Raw genomic sequence first — 17019 nt, 5'->3', positions numbered from 1 at the left:
CGGCCAGTTCAATCGCCGGCATCGCTCCCGCCGGGCGCCGGCACGACCGGCCCTTCGCCGAGCAGCTTGGTCATGACGCGTTCGAAGACGCGACGTTCCTCGGCGTCCAGGGCGGCGAACAGATCCGCCTCGAAGGCCAGGGCGAGCGGGGCGATCTCGGCGAACAGCGCTAGGCCGCGGGCGGTCAGCCGGAGATCGACCAGACGGCGGTCGCCGGCATGTTCCCGCTTCTCGATCAAGGCCAGGCTTTCGAGCCGCGCGGCGGCCCGGCTGACCTTGGACTTGTCCATGTCGACGCGCTCGTGGATCTCGCGCACCGAGACGTCCCGATTCTGCGCCAGATGGGCCAGCACCCGCCATTCGGGGATGGAGATGCCGAATTTCTGCTCGTACTGGCGCGCGAGATCGCGGCTGACCCGGCTGGCCAGGACATTCAGGCGATAGGGCAGGAACCGCTCCAGATCGAAGCCGGCGGAGCGGGCCGCCATCCCGGCGGACGCCTCCGTCGGCGCGGCGACCGGCCGGTCTGCGGGCGGGATGGTGGCGGGCAGGGTGGTGGCGGGCGGTTCGGCCATGGTTGACAGCCGTTTCATTTCACATGATATGATCTTCGCGCGAGTATGCTGTGCGTTTCCGCCGGTTGCAAGCATCGCCGGCGGTGCCGGCGATTCCGGATCGGGAGACGAACGGACCCGATCGGGCCGAAGCGCGGGGTCCGCCGATGACGGCGGCCGGATCCCTCAAAAAGCGCAGGCCGGAGGACGCGAGTGAGAGGAGGCACGACGATGACGCTTGGCTACATGCCCGGCTTCGGCAACGATTTCGAGACCGAAGCGGCTCCCGGCGCCCTGCCGCAGGGCCAGAATTCCCCGCAGCGCTGCGCCTACGGGCTCTATGCCGAACAATTGTCCGGCTCGCCCTTCACGGCCCCGCGCGGCACCAACGAGCGGTCCTGGCTCTACCGCATCCGCCCCTCGGTCCGGCACACCAGCCGCTTCCGCCGGGTCGAGGTGCCGTTCTGGAAGACCGCGCCGCATGTCGTCGATCACGGCCTGCCGCTCGGACCGCTGCGCTGGGATCCGGTGCCGATGCCGAACGAGGCGCTGACCTTCGTCACCGGCCTCAGGACCATGACCACGGCCGGCGACGTCTATACCCAGGTCGGCATGGCGGCCCATGTCATGCTGGTCACGGCCTCCATGGTCGACGACTATTTCTACAATGCCGACGGCGAACTGATGGTCGTGCCGCAGTCGGGCGAACTGCTCTTCTTCACCGAACTCGGCCGGATCAAGGTCGGTCCGGGCGAGATCGCCGTCATCCCGCGCGGCATGAAGTTCAAGGTCGAACTGGTCGACGGGCCGGTGCGCGGCTATGTCTGCGAAAACTACGGCGCCAAGTTCACGCTGCCCGAGCGCGGCCCGATCGGCGCCAACTGCCTCGCCAACCCGCGCGACTTCAAGACGCCCGTGGCCGCCTTCGAGGAGAAGGAGACGGCCTGTCGGCTGACGGTCAAATGGTGCGGCAGCTTCAACACCTGCGAGATCGGCCATTCGCCGCTGGACGTGGTCGCCTGGCACGGCAACTACACGCCGTACAAATACGACCTGCGGACCTTCTCGCCGGTCGGCGCGCTGCTGTTCGACCATCCCGATCCGTCGATCTTCACCGTCCTGACCGCGCCCTCCGGCGAGGCCGGCACGGCCAATATCGACTTCGTCATCTTCCCCGAGCGCTGGATGGTGGCGGAACATTCCTTCCGCCCGCCCTGGTACCACATGAACATCATGAGCGAGTTCATGGGGCTGATCTACGGCCAGTACGACGCCAAGGAGACCGGCTTCGTGCCCGGCGGCATGAGCCTGCACAATTGCATGCTGCCGCACGGCCCGGACAAGCCAGCCTTCGACAAGGCGAGTTTCTCCGAATTGAAGCCGGTCAAGCTCACGGGCACGATGGCCTTCATGTTCGAGACGCGCTTCCCGCAGCAGCTGACCGAGTTCGCCGCCCGGCTGCCCGGCCTCCAGGACGACTATCCGGAGTGCTGGAACGGGCTCGACCGCAATTTCGATCCGGCACGGCCGGAATGGCCGGCGCCGGGCGCCCGGGCCGGGGAGTGATCTCATGAAACTCGCAACCCTCAAGGACCGCACCCGCGACGGCATGCTGGTCGTCGTCTCGCGCGACCTGACCCGCTGCGTCTCGGCCCGGCCGATCGCCGCGACGCTGCAGGCCGCGCTCGACGACTGGACCCATGTCGGGCCCCGGCTCGCTGATCTCGCCCACGACCTGGAACTCGGCGCCCTGCCGAGCGAGCGTTTCCACGAGCACGACGCGCTCTCGCCGCTGCCGCGCGCCTACCAGTGGCTGGACGGCTCGGCCTATGTGAACCATGTCGAGCTGGTGCGGAAATCGCGCGGCGTCGCCATGCCGGAAAGCTTCTGGACCGACCCGCTGATGTACCAGGGCGGCTCCGACAGCTTCCTCGCCCCGCGTGCCCCGATCCGCATGCCGACCGAGGATTGGGGCATCGACCTGGAAGGCGAGATCGCCGTGATCGTCGACGACGTGCCGCTCGGCGCGACCCGGGACGAGGCCGCGGCTGCGATCCGGCTGATCATGCTGGTCAACGACGTGTCGCTGCGCAACTTGGTGATGCCGGAACTCGCCAAGGGCTTCGGCTTCCTGCACGCCAAGCCGTCGAGCGCCTTCTCGCCGGTCGCCGTGACGCCCGACGAACTCGGCCCGGCCTGGGACGGCGGCAAGGTCAGCCTGCCGCTGCTCGTCACCGTCAACGGCCAACCCTTCGGCAAGGCCGATGCCGGTGTCGACATGACCTTCGACTTCCCGGCCCTCGTCGCCCATGCGGCCAAGAGCCGGCCGCTCGCCGCCGGCACGATCGTTGGCTCCGGCACGGTCTCCAACCGCGATCCGGACGGCAGCCCCGGCCGGCCGGTCGCCGAGGGCGGCGTCGGCTATTCCTGCATCGCAGAGATCCGCACGGTGGAGACGATCCGCACCGGCAAGCCGTCGACCCCGTTCCTGCGCTACGGCGATACGGTCCGCATTTCGATGAAGGACGCCAAGGGTCATTCGATCTTCGGGGCGATCGAGCAGACCGTTTCGCCGATGACGGACGGCGGCGACTCCGGGGCCGGCAATGGCTGACGCGCCGCTGCTGGTCGGCTACTGGCGCTCCTCGGCGGCCTACCGGGTGCGCATCGCCGTCAACCTGAAGGGCCTGACCCCGCGCCACGCCGCCGTGCATCTGCGCAAGGGCGAACAGCGCGGGGCCGACCATCTCGGCCTCAACCCGTCCGGGCTGGTGCCGGTCTGGCAGGAGGAGGGCTTCTCGCTCGCCCAGTCGCTCGCCATCATCGAGTATCTGGACGAGACCTGGCCGGAGCCGCCGATCCTGCCGGCCGCCCCGCGCGACCGGGCGGTGGCGCGCGAGATCGCCCTGACGGTCGCCTGCGACATCCACCCGCTCGGCAATCTGCGCGTCCTCGACAAGCTGACCGCCGACTGGGGTGCGGGCGCGCCGGCGCGCGCCGCCTGGAACCGGCACTGGATCGGGATCGGCTTTGCGGCGATCGAGGCGCGTCTCGCGCATTCGGCCGGGCGCTACGCGGTCGGCGACGCGCCGAGCCTCGCCGACATCTGCCTCGTGCCGCAGGTCTATAACGCCCGCCGCTTCGAGCTCGACCTGACGCCCTATCCGCTGATCCGCGCCGTGGACGAAGCCGCCCGCGCGCATCCGGCCTTCGCGGCCGCCGCCCCCGAAGCCCAAGCCGACGCCGAGTAGGATCCCATGACAGCCAAGGCCTTCGCCTCCACGGGCGACATGAGCGAGAAGAAGACCTCCTTCACCGAGATCGGCCGGGATCTCTACGCCTTCACGGCCGAGGGCGATCCGAATACCGGCGTCATCATCGGCGACGACAGCGTCATGGTGGTCGACGCCCAGGCGACGCCCGCCATGGCCGGCAAGGTGATCGAGCAGATCCGCACGGTCACCGACAAGCCGATCAAATATGTCGTGCTGTCGCACTACCACGCCGTGCGCGTGCTCGGCGCCTCGGCCTACGGCGCCTCCGAGATCATCGCCTCTGAGACCTGCCGGGCGATGATCCAGGAGCGCGGCCAGGAGGACTGGGACTCCGAGTTCGGCCGCTTCCCGCGCCTGTTCCGGGGGCATGAGTCGATCCCCGGCCTGACCTGGCCGACCCTAACCTTCGAGCGCCGGATGACGCTGCATCTCGGCCGGCGCCGGGTCGATCTGGTCTGGCTCGGCCGCGCCCACACGGCCGGCGACATCGTCGCCTGGGTCCCCGACCAGGGCGTGATGTTCTCCGGCGACATCGTCGAATACCACTCCGCCTGCTATTGCGGCGACGGTCATTTCGGCGACTGGCCGGCGACCCTCGACGCCATCGCGGCCTATCGACCGCGCGCGCTCTCGCCCGGCCGCGGCGACGCGCTGATCGGCGAGGCCAAGGTGCAGGAGGCACTGGCGCTGACGCGCGATTTCGTCACCTCGACCTACCGGCCGGTCGCCGAGGTCGCGCTCGGCGGCGGCACGCTGAAGGAGGCGATGGCCGCCTGCCGGGCGGTGTGCGACCCGAAATTTTCAAGCTACGCCATCTACGAGCACTGCCTGCCCTTCAACGTCGCCCGCGCCTATGACGAGGCGCTCGGCCTCGACCATCCGCGCATCTGGACCGCCGACCGCGACCGCGCCATGTGGGCGGCCCTGCAGGGGTGAGACGATGGGAAGATCATAACTTCGAAGCGCTGGATCGGCTGCCGGCTTGAGTTGCGGAGGAGAGCCGCGCCAGGACGATCGGAACCGGCGCGACAAGCCGGAGCGACGCGAAACCCGGGAGGGTGACCAGGATGTCCAGGATCTTCGAGACGCCGCTCTATCCCTATGCCCGGTCGCCCGACCAGGACGCCAAGGGACCGGTCCGGCGGCCGGTGGCGGTGGTCGGGGCCGGACCGGTCGGGCTCGCGGCGGCAATCGACCTCGTCCAGCACGGCGTGCCCGTCGTGGTCCTCGACGAGAACGACAAGGTCAGCTGGGGCTCGCGCGCCATCTGCTTCGCCAAGCGGCCGCTCGAAATCCTCGACCGGCTCGGCTGCGGCGATCCGATGGTCGACAAGGGCGTGGTCTGGAACCAGGGCAAAGTCTTCTTCCGCGACCGGCAGGTCTATGCCTTCGACCTCCTGCCGGAGAGCGGGCACAAGCGGCCGGCCTTCATCAACCTGCAGCAATATCATTTCGAGAAATTTCTGGTCGACCGGGTCCGCGCCCTGCAGGCCGAGGGGCGGCCGATCGAACTGCGCGGCGGCAGCAAGGTGGTGGTGATCCGGCGGCAGGACGACGGCGTGCAACTGACCGTCGACACGCCCGACGGCCCCTACCGGCTCGACTGCGACTGGCTGATCGCCTGCGACGGCGCCGGCTCGCCGATCCGCACCATGCTGGGGCTCGACTTCGTCGGCCGCATCTTCGAGGACAATTTTCTGATCGCCGACGTGGTCATGGAGGACAGCCCGGATTTCCCCGTCGAGCGCCGCTTCTGGTTCGACCCGCCGTTCAATCCCGGCCAGTCGGCACTCCTGCACAAGCAGCCCGACCATGTCTGGCGCATCGACCTGCAGCTCGGCTGGGACATCGACAAGCGCGAGGAAGCCAAGCCCGAAAAGGTCATCCCGCGACTGAAGGCCTTCCTGGGCGAGGACGCGAAATTCGAGATCGAATGGATCTCGATCTACACCTTCCAGTGCCGGCGCATGCCGAAGTTCCGGCACGGCCGGGTGATCTTCGCCGGCGACGCGGCCCATCAGGTCTCGCCCTTCGGCGCGCGCGGCGCCAATTCGGGGCTGCAGGATACCGACAACCTGGCCTGGAAGCTCGCCCTGGTCCTATCCGGCCGGGCGCCCGACAGCCTGCTCGACAGCTACGACGCCGAGCGCATCCACGGCGCCGACGAGAACATCCTCAACTCGACCCGCTCGACCGATTTCATCACGCCGAAATCGGAGGCGAGCCGGCTGTTCCGCGACGCGGTGCTGGATCTCTCCGAACATTTCCCGGCCTTCCGGCCGATGGTCAATTCCGGCCGCCTGTCGGTGCCCTGCACCTATGACGGCTCGCCCCTGAACGGCCCCGACCATCCCGCCATGCCGGCGCGCACCCGGCCCGGCGCCCCGGCCGTCGATGCCCCGATCCCGGGCGGCTGGCTGATCGACCGGCTCGGCGGCGGGTTCCAGCTCCTGACCGTCGATGCCGACGCACCCGACAGGCTCGATGCCGACGGCATCCCGGTGACGCGGCTGGCGCTGTCGACGGCGGCAGACGACGGCCTGCTGGCCGAACGCTGGCTCGGCGCGGCCCGGTCCGCCGTCTATCTGATCCGGCCGGACCAGCATGTCGCCGCGCGCTGGGAGCGCTACGACGAAGGCGAAGTGCTGGCCGCCGTCGCCAAGGCCACCGGGAGGGCATGATGGCCGACCTCGTCACGACACCCAACATCGCCGGCGCGGACGATTTCTACGCCGACCTGATCGCCGCCCATCAGGGCCTGACCAAGGCGGAGAGCGACGCCCTCAACGCCCGCCTGATCCTGATCCTCGCCAACCATGTCGGCGACCGCACGGCGCTCGCGCAGGCGATCGTGGCGGCCAAGAACGCCGGTCGCAACTGAAGAACCAAGGGGAAACGGCCATGAAGATCGAACAGATCCACCACGTCGCCTATCGGTGCAAGGACGCCAAGGAGACGGTCAACTGGTATGTCGACAATCTCGGCATGGATTTCGTGCTCGCCATCGCGGAGGACCGGGTGCCCTCGACGCACGAGCCCGATCCCTACATGCATGTCTTCCTGGATGCCGGCAACGGTAACGTGCTCGCCTTCTTCGAACTGCCGACCAAGCCCGAGATGGGCCGCGATCCGAACACGCCGGTCTGGGTCCAGCACATCGCCTTCAAGGTCAAGGACCGCGAGACGCTGCTCGCCTACAAGGAGCGGCTGGAGAAGAACGGCATCCCGGTGCTCGGCGTCACCGACCACTCGATCTTCCACTCGATCTATTTCTTCGATCCGAACGGTCACAGGATCGAACTGGCCTGCCCGGATCCGGAAGAGGACGCCATGCTGGCGAAGCTCGACACGGTGAAATGGGACATGCTGGAGGAATGGTCGCGCACCAAGCGGGCGCCGAAGCATGCCGAGTGGCTGCACAAGCGCGAATTCGAAAAGGCGTGACCTCGCGCCCGGCCGGGTCCCGTCGCCAGGGGCCGGGCCGTCGCAGGCGAGGCCGTCGCCCGGGTGGGTCTCGCGCCGTCACGCGCCGATCCGCAGGCCGGTCTTCTTGAGGATGCGGGTCGACGGCAGCATGTCGGAGGCGCGGCATGCGTCGCCGATGAGGCGCGCGATGGCGGCACGCTTGTCGTCGATCTCGTCGGCCGTGCGGCCATGCACCATGGCGAAGAGATTGTAGGGCCAGAGCGGCAGGGCGCGCGGCCGGCGATAGCAGTGGGTGACGAAGTCGAGCGCCCCGACGGCGGCGCCGAGCCGATCGACCTCAGCATCGGCCACGTCCCAGACGGTCATGCCGTTGTGGATGAGGCCGAGCCGGTAGTGGTTCGGCACTGCGCCGATGCGGCGGACCGCCCCGGAGGCCAGCAGCCGTTCGAGCCGCGCCATCACGTCGGCCGCGTCGAGACCGAGACGCTCCGCCACCGCCCGATAGGGCTCGCGCACCAGCGGCAGGCCGGCCTGGACGGCTGCGAGCAGCCTGCGATCCGTGTCGTCCGGCATCATGCCTCGACCCTCATGCCGATGAAATATTCCCGTTCCTTCGGGAACCGCGCCACCGTCAGACCGGTCGCCGCCTCGACGGCGCGGGCAGCGGCTTCGATGCCAGCCGGCGTCTCGGTCGCCAGCACGAACCACATATTGAGCGCATGCCGGCGCTCGTAATTGTGGGCGACCGCCGGAAGGTCGGCGAGGATTGCGGCGACCGCTTCGAACCGCTCCGCCGGCACCGCGAGCGCGCAGAGGCAGACGGCGCCGCCGAGCCGCTCGGCATCCAGCATCGGCCCGAAGCGCGACAGGATGCCGACCTCGACCAGATGGGCGATGCGGCCGATCACCTCGTCCTCGTCCAGCCCGAGGGCGTCGGCCACCGCCGCGAAGGGTCGCGGGACGATCGGAAAGCCGCCCTGCAGGGCGTTGATCAGGCGCCGGTCTAAGGCGTCGGGCGTCGCGGTCACAATACGGGCTCCGGCAGGCGCGAGAAGCGGGCGCCGGTCTGCTTGAAGCAGCGGCTGGAGAACAGGATCTCGTGGCCGAGCGGACGGCCGGCGCGCGCCACCAAGCGCCCGATCACGCCCTCGACCGCGCCGCGATCGCGGCCGTGGATCATCGCATAGAGCCGGTAGGGCCAGAGCGGCGGCGCCGGCCGGCGCCGGTACAGCAGCGTCACGGCCGGCTCGTCGAGAAAGAGGCCGGCCAGATCGTCGATGGCGTCCGCGGGGGCATCGAACACCACCATCGCGTTGGCGCGCCAGCCGAGCGGGCGATGCCGCACGATGATGCCGAAGCGCTTGATCGCCCCGCCCGCCACCATCGCGGTGAGACGCGCGAGCACCGCCGTCTCGTCGAGGCCGAGCCGTTCGGCAACCGTCCGGTAGGGCCGTTCGACCAGCGGCAGCCCGTCTTCGATGGCGGCCAGAAGCGCGCGGTCGTCGGCCGAGACCGTGGCGGTCGCGACCGGTGCCGCGGGCGGTTGGGAGCCGGCGCGATGCGGGCCCGCCGCGGCGAGGCTGGCCGCGCCGAGCGCGAAGCCGAGATCGATGCGGTATTCCCGTTCCAGCGGCAGGGCCAGAACCGGACGCCCGGTTGTAGTCCCGATGCGCTCGAGCGTGGCGGCGACCGCCGGTTCGTCGGCGCCGGCGACCACGAACCACAGCGGCAGGCGCGCATGTTCGCGCTCGTAATTGTGGTTGACGCCCGGTTCGGCGGAGACCAGCGGGCCGAGGTCCGACACCTCGGCCGGCGCGCAGACCAGCGCCGCCAGGGTGCTGGCACCGGCCGTATTGGGGCGGACGACGGCGCCGAGCCGTGCGGCGAGGCCGGTCTCGATCAGATTGGCGACCGCCGCCCGGGCGGCCGCCGGACTGGTGCCCGCGGCGGCGGCGACCTCCGGCCAGGGTTCGGCGACCAGCGGGAAGTCGCGCTGCCAGCAGTCGATGAGGCGCGCCTCAACCGGCGTCAGCAGCGGCGCGTGCATGCTAGACCCCGATCCGATGCGCGCGCGGGGTGAAGAAGATGCCGGACGGCTTGCGTGCGGCCAGTTCGCCGATCTTGCCGAAGCTGCGCGTCTCATGGATGTCGACCCGGTCGGCATCGCGCACCGAGATCCAGACCTCGTGACCGCGCGGGGTGAATTCGAGATGCAGCACGGCGGGGCCGGGCGTGAAGCCGTGCACCACCTGGAGCGAGGGGATGTCGATCACCTGGACGGTATCGTTGAGCGGATGGGCGAAGTTGACCCAGGCCTGTCGGCCGTCGGGCCGCGCGACGATGAAGACCGGCTGGCCGTGCACCGGGATGGCGGCGACCGGCGCGAAGCGCTCGCGATCGACCACCAGGACCTCGTGGCGGCCGACCGCCGGCAGAAGCAGGCGGTCGCCGACCGCCGCCCAGCCCTCCAGATGCGGCATCTTGTAGACCGGCAGCGGCGCCTCGCCCTTGCCGTAGCCGGCCAGCACCCGCTCGGGCTTCAGGCTGTCGGCCCAAAGATCGACCCGGATCAGCGCATCCTCGCCGAACAGGCCGGCGACATAGTGCCGGCCGTCCGCGGTGACGACGCCGTCATAGGGCAGCCGGCCGATATCGAAGATGCGGGTGAGCTTGGGGCTGTTGCCGCGGTTCCAGAAATCCGCGACCCAGATCTCGCCGCCCTCATAGAGCGACCAGGCGAAGCCGCGGAACGGGATGTCAACCAGCCCGACCGTCTTGGAGCGGTTGCCGCGGCTGTCGACCGCGGGAATGTCGGCGACCGGCGCCAGCGTTGCGGCGTCGAAGACGCGCACGCCGCCCGGCTCGTAGTTGGAGACCGCCACCAGCGTGCCGTCGTCCGAGATCGCCCCGCCGATCGCATTGCCGGCCTGGACGATGCGCCGGTCGATGCGGGCGGCGAGCAGGTCGATCTTGGTCAGGCCGCCGTCGCGCCCGAACAGATAGGCGTAGCGTTCGTCGCGCGAGAAGCAGACCGAGGCATGGGACAGATCGCCGAGCCCGTCGATGCGGGCGATCCGGCTGCGGCCGGTGGTCTCGACCAGCAGCACGGCGCCGTCGGCCCGTTCGACGACGAGGCCGAGATCGCCGGTGCCACGCAGGACCGGCGCTTCGCCGGCCCGGACGATACCGGGGACGGCCGGGGCCGCGAGAGCACCGGCGAGGCCGGCGAGGAGGGCGCGGCGGGATGCGGCAGGAGCGGTCATGGGGCGAGGCCCTTCTTGAGCATGGCGGCGATGCGGCGCGCCTCCCCGTCGTCGAGGAGGCCGCGCCAGGGCGGCATGGGGGTTCCGGGAATGCCGTCGAGGATGACCTCGGCGAGGGCCTCGGCGGGCTTGCCGTCGAGCGCGGCCGGCAGCAGCGGCGGACCGAGCCCGCCCTTCAGCGTCAGGCCATGGCAGGAGCCGCAATCCTGGCGGACCAGATCCTCCAGCGGCCGGGCCATGCCGACGGCGGCGGCCCGCTGTTCGGCGGCGCGCGGCAGAACGGGTCCGAGGGCGAGGATGGCCAGGAAGACCGCCGACGCCGCAGCCGGGACCGTCGCCGCTCTACTGCGCCGCGACGGCGAAGGCGGCAGCGGCATCGCCGAGCCTCCCCTGCACCAGGGAGAGGCCCGCGACCCGTCCGATCACGAACAGGGTCGGACCCTCGAAACCGAGCGCCTGCGTCTCGGCGGCGACGCGGCCGAGCGCGCTCAGATGGTGGCGCTCGCCGGACGTGGTCGCCCGTTCGACCACCAGAACCGGCGTTTCGGCGTCGAGACCGTTGTCGATCAGGCGCGCGGCCATCTCGCCGATGGTGGCCAGGCCCATATATACGACGAGGGTGCCGTTCGGGTCGGCCAGCTTGGCGAAGTCGAAATCGAGCGGCGTGTCGGCACGGCAATGGCCGGTCAGATAGGTGACGTGCTCGGCGACGCCACGGTGGGTCAGCGGCACGCCCAGGCTCGCGGCCGCGCCCTGCGCCGCGGTGATGCCGGGCACCACCTCGCAGGCGATGCCGGCTGCGGCCAGATCCATGGCCTCCTCGCCGCCGCGGCCGAACACGAAGGGGTCGCCGCCCTTGAGGCGGACCACCATCCGCCCGGCGCGGGCCTGTTCGATCAGGAGCCGGTTGATCGCCTCCTGCGGCAGGGTGTGGCGCTTCGGCCGCTTGCCGACATCGATCAGCACGGCGCGCGGATTGGCGAGGCTCAGGACCGCGTCGGAGACCAGCCGGTCGTGCACGATCACGTCGGCATGGGCGATCAGGCGCAGGGCCTTCAGGGTCAGAAGGTCGGGATCGCCGGGTCCGGCGCCGACCAGATGGACTGTTCCGGTGGAGGGCATGAGGTCGTCTCCCGTTCGACCTTGCGGGGAATAGGGCCCGGCCGGCGCACAAGGCTCCGGCCGGGCAGGTCCGGCGCGACGGGGCGGCAGCGCCGGTCGGGTTCGGGGGACCGGCTCTCCCCCCGCGCGTTCCGCCACGCGGGAGGAGACCGATCGCAAGCCGGCGGGTCAGTAGATGTCGTCGCGGGTGTTGAGGACGTTGAACTTGCCCGTCGGGGTGATCATGTTCTTGTCCTTGATCACCTTCTTGAGGGTCAGCGTCTTGTCGTCGACCACCACGATGGCCGATTCCTGCGCCTTGCCGTTCCAGACCGAGAACCAGACCTCGGTGCCGTCCTTGTTGAACTCGCCCTGCACGACGCGGCGCTGCCCTTCCTTGATGCCGGACCATTCGCCGATCGGCAGGACCTTGTATTTGGGCTTGTCCTGCCCGAGCTGGTCGATGTCGAACACCGCCACCGAGGAGGAGATCTCGGGCTCGGGATTGAGCGTCGTGTCGACATAGAGATAGTGCGATTTCGGGTGGGTCTTGATGAACAGCGACCCGCCGCCCTGCCCGGCCAGCGTCTGGACCACCGTCCAGGCCTCCTTCGGGTGCTTCTCCGGATCGGTGCCGATCAGCGACACGGTCTCGTCGCCGAGATGGCTGGTCGCCCAGACCGGGCCGAATTTCGGGTGGACGAAATTGGCGCCGCGGCCCGGATGCGGCTTGTCGCCCTTGGTCTCGATCACCTTGACCAGCTTGGATTCCTTCATGTCGACGACCGCGACCTTGTTGCGGGCATTGGCGGCGACGATGAAGTAGCGCTTGGTCGAATCGAAGCCGCCGTCATGCAGGAAGCGTTCGGCTTCGATCTCGGTCTCGCGCAGGTTCTTGATGTCGGAATAGTCGACCAGCCTGATCTTGCCGGTCTCCTTGATGTTGACCAGGAATTCCGGCTTGAAATGCGAAGCCACGATCGAGGCGACGCGCGGCTCGGGATGATAGGTCTGCTCGTCGTAGACCATGCCGCGGGTCGAGACGATCTTCAGCGGCTCGAGCGTGGCGCCGTCCATGATCACGTATTGCGGCGGCCAATAGGACCCCGCGATCGCATACTTGTCTTCGAAACCCTTGTATTTCGAGGTTTCCACCGACCGTGCCTCGTTGCCGACCTTGAGTTCGGCAACCGTGGCGGGGGTCTCCAGCCAGAGGTCGATCAGGTTGATCTTGGCGTCGCGGCCGATCACGAACAGGTAGCGCCCGGAGGCGGAAATGCGCGAGATGTGGACCGCGTAGCCGGTCTTGATCCGGGTCACGATCTGCTTCGACGCGCCGTCGATCAGGGCGACCTCGCCGGTATCGCGCAGCGTGACCGAGAAGATGTTGTCGAGGTCGAGCTTGTTCATCTGCCTGGTCGGCCGCTTGTCGACCGGGAGGACGACCTTCCAGGTCGCCTTCATCTCGGTCATGCCGAATTCCGGCGGCTGGGCCGGCTCGTTCAGCAGGTAGCGGGCCATCAGATCGATGTCGGCCTTGGACAGCTCGTTCGACGTGCCCCAGTTGGGCATGCCGGCCGGCGAGCCGTAGGTAATGAAGTCGCGCAGATAGTCGTAGCCGTTCTGGCGCGTGATGTCGGTCGTCAGCGGCTTGCCGGTCGCGCCCTTGCGCAGCACGCCGTGGCAGCCGGCGCAGCGCTCGAAGTAGATCTGGTTGGCGCGGGTGAATTCCTCCTTGGTCAGGACCGGATCGCCGGGGCGGGTGCCGGGCTGGGCGAGCGAGGCGGCATCGATGCCCTGCAGGCTCGGCTGGTATTGGCCGGCCGGCGAGGAATCGTGCTTCTTGGCATCGGGCGCGGCTTCCGCGGCGATGGCCGTTTGGGCGAAGGCAAGTCCGATCAGCATGGCGGCACTGCCGATGAGGCGGGCCCTGGACCGGTCGATATGGCGTGGCATGTCGCGACCCTCTTGTCGTCGAGAACGGGCGGAAGGTCCGCTCGGCACCGGCCGGTCGCCTTGACGTTTGATAAGGGTCCGGAAAGCCACGGGGGTACGGCGCCGGGCGCCCGGCGCTTCTCATTCGTCAAGTCGCGCGTCGTCGCCGGCCGCTAGTCTCCGTCGCGATGATCGGAGACTTCGCGATGTTTCGCCTGACCCATTTCCTGCGCGACCTGCACCGGCCCGGCCCCCTCGGTCCGCCGCGACCCGCCACCGGCCCGGTCGTGATCTGGAACCTGATCCGCCGCTGCAACCTGCTCTGCCGGCACTGCTATTCGGTCTCGGGCGACGTCCATTTCCCCGGCGAGATGACCACCGCCGAGGTCAAGGCCGTGATGGCCGACCTGAAGGCCGCCGGCGTGCCGGCGATCATCCTGTCCGGCGGCGAGCCGCTGATGCGGCCGGACCTGTTCGAGATCGCCCGGCACGGCAAGGACATGGGCTTCGCCATGTCGCTCTCCTCCAACGGCGCTCTGATCGATGCCGCCGCGGCCGGACGGATCGCCGCCGCCGGCTTCGACTATGTCGGCGTCAGCCTGGACGGGATCGGCGCGGTGCACGACCGCTTCCGCGGACAGGAAGGCGCCTTCGCGGCCTCCCTCGCCGGCATCCGGCACCTCTCCGACCATGGCGTCCGCGTCGGGCTGCGCTACACCATGACGGCCGACAATGCGGCCAGCTTCCCGGACCTGCTCGACCTGATGAAGGCGGAAGCCTGCACCAAGTTCTATCTGTCGCATCTCGTCTATGCCGGGCGCGGCAACAAGAACCGTGCCGAGGACGCCGCCCACCGCGCCACCCGCGCCGCCGTGACGACACTGATCGAGACCGCCTGGGCGGATGTCCAGGCCGGTGCCGACCGCGAATATGTCACCGGCAACAACGATGCCGACGGCGTGCTGCTGCTGATGTGGGCGCGCGAGCGGATGCCCGAGCGGGCCGACCGTCTGGAAGCGCGGCTGGCCGCCTGGGGCGGCAATGCGTCGGGCGTCGGCGTCGCCAATATCGACAATCTCGGCCAGGTCCACCCGGACACCTTCTGGTGGGACTACAGCCTCGGCAACGTCAAGGACCGTCCCTTCGGGGCGATCTGGGCGGACATCTCCGATCCGCTGATGCGCGGCCTGAAGCAGCGCCCGCGCCGGATTTCCGGGCGCTGCGGCCAATGCCGCCACTTCCATCTCTGCGGCGGCAATACCCGGGTGCGCGCCTGGCGGCTGACCGGCGACCCCTTCGCCGAGGATCCGGCCTGCTATCTGGACGACCGCGAGATCGGCCTCGACGCCGCCCACGACCGCGTCACCGTCACGCCCTATCGGGGACAGCGCCATGAAGCGCCTTCGCTCATCGCCTGAGCGGGCGGCCGCCGCCACCCTCTGGCTCGCGCTCGCCACGGCCGTGGCCGGCGCCGCCGAACCGGCCACCGGGGCATCGGACGGCCCCATGCCGGACGCCGCCGCGCTCTACGCCACCCACTGCGCCGCCTGCCATGGCGAAACGCGCCTCGGCGGCCAGGGTCCGGCGCTGCTGCCGGTCTCGCTCGGCCGCCTCAAGCCCGCCGACATCGCCCGCACCATAGCCAACGGGCGCGCCGCGACCCAGATGCCGGCCTTCGCCGACAGCCTGGACAAGGGCGAGATCGCCGCACTCGCGGCCTTCGTCGGCAAGCCGCCGGCCGTGACGCCGGCCTGGACGGAAGCCGACATCCGGGCCAGCCGGATCCTCCATCCGGCGCCGGCGGCGACGGAGCCGGTCTTCGACGCCGATCCGCTCAATCTCTTCGTCGTCGTCGAGGCCGGCGACCACCACGTCTCGATCCTGGACGGCGACCGCTTCACGACGCTTGCCCGCTTCCCGTCGCGCTACGCGCTGCACGGCGGCCCGAAATTCACCCCGGACGGCCGCTTCGTCTTCTTCGGTTCGCGCGACGGCTGGATCAGCAAATACGATCTGTGGACCCTGACCACGGTCGCCGAGGTGCGCGCCGGCATCAACATGCGCAACATCGCGCTATCGGCCGATGGCCGCTGGATCGCCGCCGCCAACTACCTGCCCGGCACGCTGGTCCTGCTGTCGGCGGAGACGCTGGAGCCGGTCCGCATCTTCGAGGCCGGCGACGCCCGCAAGGCGCCGTCGCGGGTCTCGGCCGTCTATCAGGCGCCCGACCGCAACAGCTTCATCGCCGCCCTGAAGGACGTGCCCGAGATCTGGGAGATCGCCACCGATCCGGCCGCCGCACCGGTCTTCACCGGGCTGGTGCACAATTACGAGAAGGGCATGGCCGAGGCCCTGCCCGCCTCGGCGGGCCTGTTCGCATTGCGCCGGATCGCCGTCGAGGAGCCGGTCGACGACTTCTTCTTCGACCGTGGCTATCGCCACCTGCTCGGCGCGGCGCGCGACGGCGGCCGCGCCCTGGTCGTCAACCTGAATGTCGGCCGGACCGTCGCGACCGTGCCGATGCCCGGCATGCCGCATCTCGGCGCCGGCATCGGCTTCACCTGGCAGGAGCGCCGGGTGATCGCGGCGCCGCATCTGAGCGAGGGGCGGATCTCGATCATCGATACCGCCGACTGGTCGGTCGTCAAGACGATCGAGACGGCGGGTCCCGGCTTCTTCCTGCGCAGCCATGAGGACACGCCCTATATCTGGGCCGACGCCATGATGAGCAAGGCCTCGGACGGCATGCAGATCATCGACAAGCGCACGCTGGAGGTGGTTCGCGTCCTGAAACCCGCGCCCGGCAAGATCGCCGCCCATACCGAATTCGATCGAAGCGGCCGTCACGCCCTGGTTTCGGTCTGGGACGCCGACGGCGCGCTGGTCGTCTACGATGCGGCGACGCTCGAGGAACGCACCAGGCTGCCGATGCGCAAGCCGGTCGGGAAGTACAACGTCTTCAACAAGATCCGCTTCTCCGAGGGAACCAGCCATTGAGTTCCCGCCATGGGTCCAGGAGCCCGCGTCGCATGCCCGTCGCCCCCGCACTGCCCGAATCCGCCGCGCCGCTGGCTCACGATCCCGCAGCCCTCGCCCGTCATCTGGTCGAGCACTACCACACGCCGATCCGCGCCCTGTTCCCGGAACTGCTGGCCCTGGCGGAACGGGTCGAGACCCATCACGGCGACCTGCCGGAATGCCCGCTCGGCCTGTCCCTGGTGGTCGGCGACCTCTTCAACGAGGTGATCGAGCAGTTCGACCGCACCGAGCAGGTGATCCTGCCCCTGATCGTGGCGGGACAGCGGGCCGCGCCCGCGAGCCCGCCCGGGCCCTGGCCGACGCGCTGGGCCGCCGTCTTCAGCTTCATCTGCTCGACCTGATCGACCAGCAGTTCGAGATTGCGTTGCTGCAGCCGCAACAGCACGAGCGCAAAGCCCGGATCGCGCGCGACGCAATCGGCGATGG

The 17019-nt window shown here is 69.4% G+C and carries 18 protein-coding genes; 10 read left to right on the top strand and 8 right to left on the bottom strand.

What is annotated here, in order from left to right; all coding sequences use genetic code 11:
• Positions 1-8: 8 nt before the first annotated feature.
• Positions 9-575, bottom strand: a complete 567-nt coding sequence (locus ABB55_RS17715; RefSeq protein ID WP_244472068.1) for a MarR family winged helix-turn-helix transcriptional regulator — start codon at positions 573-575, stop codon at positions 9-11.
• Positions 576-785: 210 nt separating this feature from the next.
• On the opposite strand from ABB55_RS17715, the gene hmgA reads away from it, so the two are divergent.
• From hmgA to ABB55_RS17680, 7 genes are all read left to right on the top strand, one after another.
• Positions 786-2120, top strand: coding sequence for a homogentisate 1,2-dioxygenase (gene hmgA / locus ABB55_RS17710; RefSeq protein ID WP_054359981.1), 1335 nt, complete (start codon positions 786-788; stop codon positions 2118-2120).
• 4 nt (positions 2121-2124) lie between these two features.
• The gene (locus tag ABB55_RS17705; protein ID WP_054359980.1) at positions 2125-3168 is read left to right on the top strand and encodes a fumarylacetoacetate hydrolase family protein; all 1044 of its coding nucleotides are present in this window, start codon (positions 2125-2127) and stop codon (positions 3166-3168) included.
• A complete protein-coding gene (gene maiA / locus ABB55_RS17700) occupies positions 3161-3805 on the top strand; it encodes a maleylacetoacetate isomerase (protein WP_054359979.1) in 645 nt (214 codons plus the stop codon). The genes ABB55_RS17705 and maiA overlap by 8 nt, the downstream gene beginning before the upstream one ends.
• Before the next feature lie 6 nt (positions 3806-3811).
• Entirely contained in the window at positions 3812-4765 is a 954-nt protein-coding gene (locus ABB55_RS17695) for an MBL fold metallo-hydrolase (RefSeq protein WP_054359978.1), read from the top strand.
• A gap of 131 nt (positions 4766-4896) precedes the next feature.
• A complete protein-coding gene (locus tag ABB55_RS17690) occupies positions 4897-6510 on the top strand; it encodes an FAD-dependent oxidoreductase (protein ID WP_054359977.1) in 1614 nt (537 codons plus the stop codon).
• Positions 6510-6710 carry a DUF2783 domain-containing protein gene (locus ABB55_RS17685; RefSeq protein ID WP_054359976.1) on the top strand — a complete coding sequence of 67 codons (201 nt, stop codon included), beginning with the start codon at positions 6510-6512 and terminating at the stop codon, positions 6708-6710. The genes ABB55_RS17690 and ABB55_RS17685 overlap by 1 nt, the downstream gene beginning before the upstream one ends.
• A gap of 20 nt (positions 6711-6730) precedes the next feature.
• Positions 6731-7273: a VOC family protein gene (locus tag ABB55_RS17680; RefSeq protein ID WP_054359975.1), complete on the top strand. Its 543-nt coding sequence runs from the start codon at positions 6731-6733 to the stop codon at positions 7271-7273.
• A gap of 78 nt (positions 7274-7351) precedes the next feature.
• Here ABB55_RS17680 and ahbB (ABB55_RS17675) read toward each other — a convergent pair whose 3' ends face one another.
• The 7 genes from ahbB (ABB55_RS17675) to ABB55_RS17645 form a co-directional block, all read right to left on the bottom strand.
• Positions 7352-7831: a siroheme decarboxylase subunit beta gene (ahbB, locus tag ABB55_RS17675; protein WP_244472067.1), complete on the bottom strand. Its 480-nt coding sequence runs from the start codon at positions 7829-7831 to the stop codon at positions 7352-7354.
• Positions 7828-8283: an Lrp/AsnC family transcriptional regulator gene (locus tag ABB55_RS17670; protein WP_054359974.1), complete on the bottom strand. Its 456-nt coding sequence runs from the start codon at positions 8281-8283 to the stop codon at positions 7828-7830. Before ABB55_RS17670 ends, ahbB (ABB55_RS17675) begins: the two co-directional genes overlap by 4 nt.
• Positions 8280-9302: a siroheme decarboxylase subunit beta gene (gene ahbB / locus ABB55_RS17665; protein ID WP_054359973.1), complete on the bottom strand. Its 1023-nt coding sequence runs from the start codon at positions 9300-9302 to the stop codon at positions 8280-8282. The genes ABB55_RS17670 and ahbB (ABB55_RS17665) overlap by 4 nt, the downstream gene beginning before the upstream one ends.
• Before the next feature lies 1 nt (position 9303).
• Positions 9304-10518, bottom strand: coding sequence for a cytochrome D1 domain-containing protein (locus ABB55_RS17660; protein ID WP_054359972.1), 1215 nt, complete (start codon positions 10516-10518; stop codon positions 9304-9306).
• A complete protein-coding gene (locus ABB55_RS17655) occupies positions 10515-10895 on the bottom strand; it encodes a c-type cytochrome (RefSeq protein WP_083463711.1) in 381 nt (126 codons plus the stop codon). The genes ABB55_RS17660 and ABB55_RS17655 overlap by 4 nt, the downstream gene beginning before the upstream one ends.
• On the bottom strand, positions 10861-11640 hold the full coding sequence (gene cobA, locus ABB55_RS17650) for a uroporphyrinogen-III C-methyltransferase (RefSeq protein ID WP_054359971.1): 780 nt from the start codon (positions 11638-11640) through the stop codon (positions 10861-10863). Before cobA ends, ABB55_RS17655 begins: the two co-directional genes overlap by 35 nt.
• A 168-nt stretch (positions 11641-11808) precedes the next feature.
• Positions 11809-13575 carry a nitrite reductase gene (locus ABB55_RS17645; RefSeq protein ID WP_083463710.1) on the bottom strand — a complete coding sequence of 589 codons (1767 nt, stop codon included), beginning with the start codon at positions 13573-13575 and terminating at the stop codon, positions 11809-11811.
• A gap of 185 nt (positions 13576-13760) precedes the next feature.
• On the opposite strand from ABB55_RS17645, the gene nirJ reads away from it, so the two are divergent.
• From nirJ to ABB55_RS17630, 3 genes are read left to right on the top strand one after another with little or no spacing between them, the layout of a single operon-like run.
• Entirely contained in the window at positions 13761-14972 is a 1212-nt protein-coding gene (gene nirJ, locus ABB55_RS17640; RefSeq protein ID WP_054359970.1) for a heme d1 biosynthesis radical SAM protein NirJ, read from the top strand.
• Complete coding sequence (locus ABB55_RS17635; protein WP_054359969.1) at positions 14947-16551, top strand: nitrite reductase; 1605 nt, start codon at positions 14947-14949, stop codon at positions 16549-16551. Before nirJ ends, ABB55_RS17635 begins: the two co-directional genes overlap by 26 nt.
• A gap of 32 nt (positions 16552-16583) precedes the next feature.
• A complete protein-coding gene (locus ABB55_RS17630; RefSeq protein ID WP_054359968.1) occupies positions 16584-16934 on the top strand; it encodes a hypothetical protein in 351 nt (116 codons plus the stop codon).
• Positions 16935-17019: the final 85 nt, after the last annotated feature.

The sequence above is a fragment of the Prosthecodimorpha hirschii genome (assembly GCF_001305515.1).
In the GTDB taxonomy this organism is placed as follows: Bacteria; Pseudomonadota; Alphaproteobacteria; order Rhizobiales; family Ancalomicrobiaceae; genus Prosthecodimorpha; species Prosthecodimorpha hirschii.
The sequence above is the reverse complement of the archived record's forward strand: the minus strand, read 5'-3'. Positions and strand labels throughout refer to the sequence as shown.

Excerpts from the sequence above, each read along its gene's own strand:
- ABB55_RS17690 (WP_054359977.1), top strand. The coding sequence starts at position 4,897 with ATGTCCAGGATCTTCGAGACGCCGCTCTATCCCTATGCCCGGTCGCCC.
- hmgA (WP_054359981.1), top strand. The coding sequence starts at position 786 with ATGACGCTTGGCTACATGCCCGGCTTCGGCAACGATTTCGAGACCGAA.
- ABB55_RS17695 (WP_054359978.1), top strand. The coding sequence starts at position 3,812 with ATGACAGCCAAGGCCTTCGCCTCCACGGGCGACATGAGCGAGAAGAAG.
- ABB55_RS17715 (WP_244472068.1), bottom strand. The coding sequence starts at position 575 with ATGGCCGAACCGCCCGCCACCACCCTGCCCGCCACCATCCCGCCCGCA.
- maiA (WP_054359979.1), top strand. The coding sequence starts at position 3,161 with ATGGCTGACGCGCCGCTGCTGGTCGGCTACTGGCGCTCCTCGGCGGCC.
- ahbB (WP_054359973.1), bottom strand. The coding sequence starts at position 9,302 with ATGCACGCGCCGCTGCTGACGCCGGTTGAGGCGCGCCTCATCGACTGC.
- ABB55_RS17630 (WP_054359968.1), top strand. The coding sequence starts at position 16,584 with ATGCCCGTCGCCCCCGCACTGCCCGAATCCGCCGCGCCGCTGGCTCAC.
- ABB55_RS17705 (WP_054359980.1), top strand. The coding sequence starts at position 2,125 with ATGAAACTCGCAACCCTCAAGGACCGCACCCGCGACGGCATGCTGGTC.
- nirJ (WP_054359970.1), top strand. The coding sequence starts at position 13,761 with ATGTTTCGCCTGACCCATTTCCTGCGCGACCTGCACCGGCCCGGCCCC.
- ABB55_RS17645 (WP_083463710.1), bottom strand. The coding sequence starts at position 13,575 with ATGCCACGCCATATCGACCGGTCCAGGGCCCGCCTCATCGGCAGTGCC.
- ABB55_RS17680 (WP_054359975.1), top strand. The coding sequence starts at position 6,731 with ATGAAGATCGAACAGATCCACCACGTCGCCTATCGGTGCAAGGACGCC.
- ABB55_RS17685 (WP_054359976.1), top strand. The coding sequence starts at position 6,510 with ATGGCCGACCTCGTCACGACACCCAACATCGCCGGCGCGGACGATTTC.
- ABB55_RS17655 (WP_083463711.1), bottom strand. The coding sequence starts at position 10,895 with ATGCCGCTGCCGCCTTCGCCGTCGCGGCGCAGTAGAGCGGCGACGGTC.
- ahbB (WP_244472067.1), bottom strand. The coding sequence starts at position 7,831 with ATGATGCCGGACGACACGGATCGCAGGCTGCTCGCAGCCGTCCAGGCC.
- ABB55_RS17660 (WP_054359972.1), bottom strand. The coding sequence starts at position 10,518 with ATGACCGCTCCTGCCGCATCCCGCCGCGCCCTCCTCGCCGGCCTCGCC.
- cobA (WP_054359971.1), bottom strand. The coding sequence starts at position 11,640 with ATGCCCTCCACCGGAACAGTCCATCTGGTCGGCGCCGGACCCGGCGAT.
- ABB55_RS17635 (WP_054359969.1), top strand. The coding sequence starts at position 14,947 with ATGAAGCGCCTTCGCTCATCGCCTGAGCGGGCGGCCGCCGCCACCCTC.